Here is a 7,102-nt window from a genome sequence, read left to right as displayed (position 1 = left end):
AGGGTCGCCGCCTCGTCCGTCGTGCCCGGCGCGCCCGAGCCCGGCGGCACCCGGCGGGGGCCCGGCGGCGGGAGCCCGCCCGGCACCACCAGGCCCCCGCCGCCACCGGACGACGACACGTCGTGCAGGACGGGGTCGGCGTCGAGCTGCTTCGGCCGCCGCCGCAGCGGCCGCAGCTCTCTCGAGCGGTCCGGCGACGAGGCCCGCCGCCGCACCGGCGACGACGCCTCGACCGTCCTTCAACCCGGCGCGGCGGTGGCCGGCTGGAGGATGAAGTGGTCCTCCCAGATCGACCGCAGCACCCGCTCCGGCGTCGTCTCGACGGCCTCGTCGAGGAAGATCCGCCCGGACAGCGCCACGACCATCGCGTCGAACACGACGTCCGGGTAGCGCTGGTCCGACGGCGAGACGACGCCGGCCAGCCCCAGCAGCGGACCCGCGACCAGCGTGAGGTCGATGGCGCCGCGCACGCTGCTGCCCTGCCGGACGTCCTCGTGCTCGCGGGTCGCCCGGGTGACGGCGACGGCATCGGCGACCAGCCGCCCGTACAGCAGCGGGTCGACGTCGGGCAGCGGCGCCCGCAGCGCGACGATGCCCCGCTCGGCCTCGGCGTCCTGATAGCCGATCGCCAGCCGGCACAGGCGGTCGTGGACGCTGGTCGACAGCCGGGTGGTGCCGACGTTGTCGAACGGGTTCATGGACGCGATCACCCGGAACGTCGGCGCGGCCGCGATCGTGCCGACCCGCGGCACCGCGATCTGCCGTTCGGCCATCGCGGTGAGCAGCGTGTTCAGGGTGTCCTCCGGCGCCCGGTTGAACTCCTCGACGTAGAGGAAGCCGCCGGCGCGCATGGCCGCGAGCAGCGGCCCGTCGACGAAGTTCTCGGGGCTGTAGTCCTCGCGCAGCACCCGGGCCGGGTTGTGGTGGCCGACCAACTTCGCCGGGGTGAGGTCGGCGTTGCCCTCGACGAACACCAGCGGGATGCCCCACTCGGCGGTGATGGCCCGCAGCAGCGTGCTCTTGCTGGTGCCGGGCGGGCCCTCCAGGACGATGTCCCGCCCGGCGGCGACGGCGGCCAGGACGAGGTCGAGCTCACGGTCGCGGCCCACCAGGTGCGTGCGCACGCGGTCGCGGACCTGCGTCAGCGCCGTCATGTGACCTCACTTCTTGTTCGTGAAGCCGGCGTCGACGGGGAGCGTCACCCCGGTGACGTAGCGGGCGTCGTCGGAGACCAGCCAGAGGATGGCGTTGGAGATGTCCACCGGCTCGACCATCGGCACCGGCAGTGCGTTGGCCATCGCGTTGGACAGGCTTGGGTCCTGGGCCAGGAACTCCTGCATGACGTCGTTGACGACCATCGGCGTGTTGACGCCGGTCGGGTGGACGGTGTTGACCCGGATCGAGTGCTCGGCCAGCACGTTCGCGTACGAGCGCATCAGCCCGACGACGCCGTGCTTCGACGCGGTGTAGCCCAGGCCACCGGGCTGGCTGCCGCCGATGCCGTTGATGCCGGCGGTCGAGCTGGTGATGACGATGGCGCCGCCGCCGCGCTCGATGAGCGCCTGCTTGGCGACCTCGACGGTGTTGTAGACGCCCGTGAGGTTGACGGCGATGACGTCGTCCCACTCGTTCGGCAGGACCGTGACGCCCATCGGCGCGATGCCGGCGTTGGCCAGCACGATGTCGACGCCGCCGAGCTGGGCGACGCCGTCGTCGAACGCCGCCTGCAGTCCCTCGCGGTCGCGCACGTCGGCCTGGGTGGCGACGATGCGCCGGTCCAGCGCTTCGACCTCCTTGACGGTCTCGGCCAGGTCCTCCGGGGTCGACATGGGGTACGCCACGGAGTCGATCTGCTTGCACAGGTCGACCGCGATGATGTCGGCGCCCTCCTGCGCCAGCCGGACCGCGTGACTGCGGCCCTGGCCGCGCGCCGCGCCGGTGATGAAGGCGACTTTGCCGTCGAGCTTGCCCATCGATGCTCTCCTCACTTCACGAAGAAACCGCCGTCCACCGGCAGGGTCACGCCGGTGATGTATCGCGCCTCGTCAGAGGCCAGGAACAGGACCGCGTTGGAGATGTCTACGGCCTCGAGCCAGGGGATGTCGAGGGCGTGCAGCGACGTGAACACGTCCAGCGCGTCGTCACGGGTCGGCTCGTCCAGGTCGGGCCGGAACAGCCGGTAGATCGCGTCGTTCTGCACCATCGGGGTGTTCACCACGCCCGGATGCACCGAGTTCACCCGGATGAAGTCAGGCGCCAGCTCGTTGGCGAGCGTGCGCATCAGGCCGACGACGCCGTGCTTGGCCGAGACGTAGGCGGCGAGGTTCGCCATCCCCTTCAGCCCCGCGCCGGAGCTGGTGATGACGATCGACCCTCCGCCGGCGGCGCGCAGGTGCGGCACGGCGGCCTTGCAGGTGTGCCAGACGCCGGTCAGGTTGACGTCGATGGTGTTCTGCCAGCTCCGCTCGTCCATGTCCGCCGTCGGGATGCCCAGCTCGCTGATGCCGGCGTTCGCCGCGACGATGTCGAGGCGGCCCAGCTCGGCGACGCCGTCGTCGAGCGCGCCACGGACGGCGTCGTAGTCGCGCACGTCGGCCTGGACGGCGACGATGCGCCGGTCCAGTGCCTCGACCTCCTTGACGGTCTCGGCCAGGTCCTCCGGCGTGGCCATGGGGAACGGCACGGTGTCGATCTGCCCGCAGATGTCGACCGCGATGATGTCGGCGCCCTCCTGCGCCAGCCGCACCGCGTGGCTGCGGCCCTGACCTCGCGCCGCCCCGGTGATGAAGGCGACCTTGCCATCGACACGCCCCATTGCGTGCCCCCTCTCCTCGGTCCGGCTCACTCCACCGGTGCGGCGTTGATCCCGGGCATCAGCAGGTGCCCGGCGTCGACGGGAACGGCGACCCCGGTGACCGCCGCCGCCTCGTCGGAGACCAGCCAGAGCGCAGCGTCCGCGATGACCTGCGGCGACAGGATCCCCGCGCCCTTGAGCGCGTGGAAGCCCCGTCCGCCGCGTTCCAGGTCCTCACGGCTGCCGCCCTCGTGGCCGGCGAACATGTCGTAGGCGCCCTGCCAGTTCGTCATGCCGGTGTCGATGGCACCGGGGCAGACGGCGTTGCAGCGCACACCGTGCGGTGCCAGCTCCAGCGCGACGCTGCGCATCAACCCGATGACGGCGTGCTTGGCGGCGATGTAGTGGGCGTAGTTCGCGCCCGGCTCGAGGCCGTTCACCGACGACGTCATGACGATGGCGCCGGAGCCGCGCTCGATCATGTGCGGCGCGACCGCCTTGGCCGACTTCCAGACGCCGGTGAGGTTGACGTCGACCATGTCGTTCCACTGCGGCTCGCTCATCTCCCAGAACGGGGCGAGCGACCAGATGCCGGCGTTGGCGATGAGGATGTCGAGACGGCCCAGCTCGGCCAGGCCCTGCTCGACGGCGCCGTCCAGCGCGGCCTGGTCGCGCACGTCTGCCTGGACGGCGACGACGCGGCGGTCCAGCTCCTCGACCAGCCGGGCCGTCTCGGCCAGGTCCTCCGGCGTGCCCATCGGATAGCCGACGGTGTCGATCTGTGCGCCGATCTCGACCGCGACGACGTCCGCGCCCTCGCGGGCGAGCGTGAGCGCGTGGGCCCGGCCCTGCCCTCGTCCGGCGCCGGTGACCAGCGCGACCTTCCCGTCCAGTCGGCCCATGGCTGACCGCCTCCTCAGTACTGGGTGTTGCCGGCGTCGACGGTCATGGTGAGCGCCGTGACGTAGCGGGCCTCGTCGGAGGCGAGGAACAGCACGGCGTTGCTGATGTCGACCGGCTGGGTGATGTCGACCGGCAGGCTGTTGGTGAACATGCCGGCCAGGCGCGGGTGCTGCTCGAGCCACGCGCCGATCTGGGCCATGCCGTCGCCCGCGCCCATCGGGGTGTCGACGCCGGTGGGGTGGACGCTGTTGACCCGGATGTGGTGCTCGGCCAGCTCGTGGGCGAACGCCCGCATGAGCCCGACGACGCCGTGCTTGGCGGCGACGTACGGGGTGAGGAACGGCAGCCCCTTGAGCCCGGCCGCCGAGCTGGTGAGGATGACCGACCCGCCGCCGGCCGCCACCAGGTGCGGCGCGGCCAGCTGGACGGTGTTCCAGACGCCGGTGAGGTTGATGTCGATGGTGTCGCGGAAGATCTCCGGCGTCACCTCGTCCCACGGCGCCAGGATGCAGATGCCGGCGTTGGCGACGACGATGTCCAGCCTGCCGAGCTCGGCGACGCCCTCGTCGATGGCCGCCTTCAGCGCGTCGCGGTCGCGGACGTCGGCCTGGCGGGCGACGATGCGGCGGTCCAGCGCCTCGACGTCCTTGACGGTCTGCTCGAGGTCGTCCGGTGTGGCCGGCGGGTACCCGATGCCGGGCACCGGGCCGCACAGGTCGATCGCGATGACGTCGGCGCCCTCCTGGGCCAGCCGGACCGCATGACTGCGGCCCTGCCCGCGCGCCGCTCCGGTGATGAACGCGACCTTGCCCTCGACACGCCCCATTGCGCGCCTCCTTCGGATGTCAGGTGCTGCTACGCGCCCCGCTGAGATCCAGGCCCGCGAGCGGGCTCTCCTCGCACGCGCTGACCGGCGGCCGCTCGGGACGCCGGCGCGTGATGGTGACCGGGACCGGACCGTGCCCGCGGCGGGGGCTGCGCGCGGGCGCGGTCCGGTGGGAGTGGTCGACGCCCGGTTTCGGGGGGCGGACGTCGCCACGGGCCAGCAGCGCGTCGGCGCCGTAGCCCTGCACGCACTCCGGATCCGGCCCGTCCAGCGGCAGGCCGGTGAAGAACTTCGCCGCCATGCAGCCGCCCCGGCAGGAGTCGAAGTGCCGGCACTTCGTGCAGGCGCCGCCGGTCTGCGGGCTGCGCAGCTCGGCGAACAGCTCCGACTCGCGCCAGACCCGGGTGAACCCGCCCTCGGCGCGGACGTTGCCGGCCAGGAACGACTCGTGGATGGCGAACGGGCACGCGTAGACGTCGCCGACCGGGTCGATCAGGCAGACGACGCGGCCGGCGCCGCACAGGTTCAGCCCCGGCAGCGACTGGCCGTACGCGGACAGGTGGAAGAACGAGTCGCCGGTGAGGACGTTCTCGCCGTGGTCGAGCAGCCAGTCGTAGAGCTCCCGCTGCTGCTGTGCGGTCGGGTGCAGCTCGTCCCAGACGTCGGCGCCGCGGCCGGACGGGCGCAGCCGGGTGAGTCGCAGCTGTGCGCCGTAGCGGTCGGCGATCGCCTTGAAGTCGTCCAGCTGGCCGGCGTTCTGCCGGGTCACGACCACCGAGATCTTGAACCCGGCGAAGCCGGCGGCGGCCAGGTGCTCCATCGCCCGGATCGCGGTGGCGTACGAACCCGGGCCGCGAACGAGGTCGTTGACGTCGGCGGTCGCGCCGTCGAGGGAGATCTGCACGTCGACGTAGTCGCTGGCGGCCAGCCGGGCCGCGACCTCGGCGTCGATCTTGACCCCGTTGGTGGAGAACTTCACCCCGACGCGGTGCGCGGTCGCGTAGTCGACCAGCTCCCAGAAGTCCGGCCGCACCGTCGGCTCGCCGCCGCCGATGTTCACGTAGAACACCTGCATGCGCTCGAGCTCGTCGATGACCGCCTTGCACTCCTCGGTGCTCAGCTCGCGCGGGTCGCGCCGGCCCGAGCTGGACAGGCAGTGCACGCAGGACAGGTTGCAGGCGTAGGTGAGCTCCCAGGTGAGGCAGATGGGGGCGTCGAGGCCGTGCTCGAACAGCTCGACCAGCTTCGGCTGCGTGGTCATGGCGTCCTCTCGACGACCATCTGGGACTGCACCAGGACGCCCAGCGCCCGCTGGTACCGGGGCAGGTCGGCGCCGGTGACGCCGGCCGCAGTGCAGGCGGCTCGCGCCGTCGGCTCGGCCGCGAGCGACCGCACGACGGCCAGCAGCGTGCGGTCCTTGAGGAAGGAGAGCCGGCGGGTGCCGAAGTGGTACAGCAGCGCCCCGAACGGCTCTGGCCGCACCGCGACCTGCGGGTGCAGGTCGAAGGCCCGGTCCAGGTCGATGGCGGGCACGGCGGCGCTCAGTACACGCCGCACATGCCGTCGATGGAGACCTCTTCCACCAGAGAGTCGTCCTCGACGAGGTCGTCGGGCTCGGTCACCGCTGCCTGATCCGTCTGGCTCATGACATGCTCCTTCAGGTCGAGTTGGCGGTATGGTCCGGATACTAATGGCACCCAGTGCCGAATGGAAGGGGTGACCCGACATTGTCGACCGACGACGGCTCCCCCGCAGGTGAGGGCGGTGCGCCCAGGCTGGGACGGCGCCCGTCCACCACCCAGGCGGAGCTCAGTCACGTCGCGCTGACACTGTTCGCCGAGCGTGGCTTCGACGACACCACCGTCGACGACATCGCGGCCGCGGCCGGCATCGGGCGGCGCACGTTCTTCCGCTACTTCGCCTCGAAGAACGACCTGCCGTGGGGCGACTTCGACGCCCAGCTGGACCGCATGCGCGCCTACCTCGACAGCCTCCCCGACGACCTGCCGCTGATGGACGCCGTCTGCGCGTCGGTCATCGAGTTCAACCGGATCCCGCCGGAGGAGGTGCCGTGGCACCGCCAGCGCATGCGGCTGCTGCTGGGCGTGCCGGCGCTGCTGGCCCATTCCACGCTGCGGTTCCAGGCCTGGCGCGACGTCGTGGCCGAGTACGCCGCTCGCCGGCTCGGGGTGCCGGCCGACAGCCTCGAACCGCAGGCGCTGGCGTGGACGATGCTCGGCATCGCGCTGGCCGCCTACGAGCAGTGGCTGGTGCACGAGGACGCCGACCTCACCGAGCTGCTCGAGTCGGCGCTGCGAATGCTGGGCGAGCGGTTCGCGTCATGACGCTGCCCGAGGGGTTCGGCGTCGCGCTGGATCCGGGCGCCTGGCTGGACGGTGGCGTGCTGTTCGGCGGGACCCCGTTCCGGGTGGTGACGCTGACGCAGCGGCAGCGCGCGACGGTGGACCGGTGGCTGGCCGGTGGGCGCGTCGGCGGGCGGGACGACAGCGCGCTGGCGCGGGCGCTGGTCGCGGCCGGGCTGGCGCTGCCGGTGCCGCCGGCCGTGGACGAGGCCGGCT

Annotated in this window: 9 protein-coding genes and 2 pseudogenes; 2 read left to right on the top strand and 9 right to left on the bottom strand. The window is 72.2% G+C overall.

What is annotated here, in order from left to right:
* The 9 genes and pseudogenes from DY240_RS25025 to mftA form a co-directional block, all read right to left on the bottom strand.
* Positions 1-215: pseudogene (locus tag DY240_RS25025) on the bottom strand (hypothetical protein); the annotation flags it as partial.
* A 24-nt stretch (positions 216-239) separates the two neighbouring features.
* On the bottom strand, positions 240-1,154 hold the full coding sequence (locus DY240_RS25020) for an AAA family ATPase (protein WP_119662416.1): 915 nt from the start codon (positions 1,152-1,154) through the stop codon (positions 240-242).
* A gap of 6 nt (positions 1,155-1,160) precedes the next feature.
* Positions 1,161-1,973 (bottom strand): mycofactocin-coupled SDR family oxidoreductase, encoded by an 813-nt coding sequence (locus DY240_RS25015; RefSeq protein ID WP_119662415.1) that lies wholly within the window; start codon positions 1,971-1,973, stop codon positions 1,161-1,163.
* Between the two features lie 11 nt (positions 1,974-1,984).
* Complete coding sequence (locus tag DY240_RS25010; RefSeq protein WP_119662414.1) at positions 1,985-2,815, bottom strand: mycofactocin-coupled SDR family oxidoreductase; 831 nt, start codon at positions 2,813-2,815, stop codon at positions 1,985-1,987.
* Between the two features lie 26 nt (positions 2,816-2,841).
* Complete coding sequence (locus tag DY240_RS25005; RefSeq protein WP_119662413.1) at positions 2,842-3,696, bottom strand: mycofactocin-coupled SDR family oxidoreductase; 855 nt, start codon at positions 3,694-3,696, stop codon at positions 2,842-2,844.
* A 14-nt stretch (positions 3,697-3,710) separates the two neighbouring features.
* Positions 3,711-4,523 (bottom strand): mycofactocin-coupled SDR family oxidoreductase, encoded by an 813-nt coding sequence (locus tag DY240_RS25000; protein ID WP_119662412.1) that lies wholly within the window; start codon positions 4,521-4,523, stop codon positions 3,711-3,713.
* A gap of 19 nt (positions 4,524-4,542) precedes the next feature.
* The gene (mftC, locus tag DY240_RS24995) at positions 4,543-5,784 is read right to left on the bottom strand and encodes a mycofactocin radical SAM maturase (protein WP_119662411.1); all 1,242 of its coding nucleotides are present in this window, start codon (positions 5,782-5,784) and stop codon (positions 4,543-4,545) included.
* Positions 5,781-6,056 (bottom strand): mycofactocin biosynthesis chaperone MftB, encoded by a 276-nt coding sequence (gene mftB / locus DY240_RS24990; RefSeq protein ID WP_233552865.1) that lies wholly within the window; start codon positions 6,054-6,056, stop codon positions 5,781-5,783. Before mftB ends, mftC begins: the two co-directional genes overlap by 4 nt.
* A gap of 8 nt (positions 6,057-6,064) precedes the next feature.
* The gene (mftA, locus tag DY240_RS24985) at positions 6,065-6,169 is read right to left on the bottom strand and encodes a mycofactocin precursor MftA (protein WP_116949568.1); all 105 of its coding nucleotides are present in this window, start codon (positions 6,167-6,169) and stop codon (positions 6,065-6,067) included.
* 81 nt (positions 6,170-6,250) lie between these two features.
* Between mftA and mftR the strand changes: the two genes are divergently transcribed.
* Complete coding sequence (mftR, locus tag DY240_RS24980) at positions 6,251-6,868, top strand: mycofactocin system transcriptional regulator (protein WP_119662410.1); 618 nt, start codon at positions 6,251-6,253, stop codon at positions 6,866-6,868.
* Positions 6,865-7,102, top strand: a pseudogene (locus tag DY240_RS24975) (family 2 glycosyl transferase); the annotation flags it as partial. The gene mftR and the pseudogene DY240_RS24975, both read left to right, overlap by 4 nt.

Origin of the sequence: Jiangella rhizosphaerae (assembly GCF_003579925.1) — a bacterium.
Lineage (GTDB): Bacteria > Actinomycetota > Actinomycetes > Jiangellales > Jiangellaceae > Jiangella > Jiangella rhizosphaerae.
Note: the sequence above shows the minus strand (reverse complement) of the source record. Positions and strands in the feature narration are given on the sequence as shown.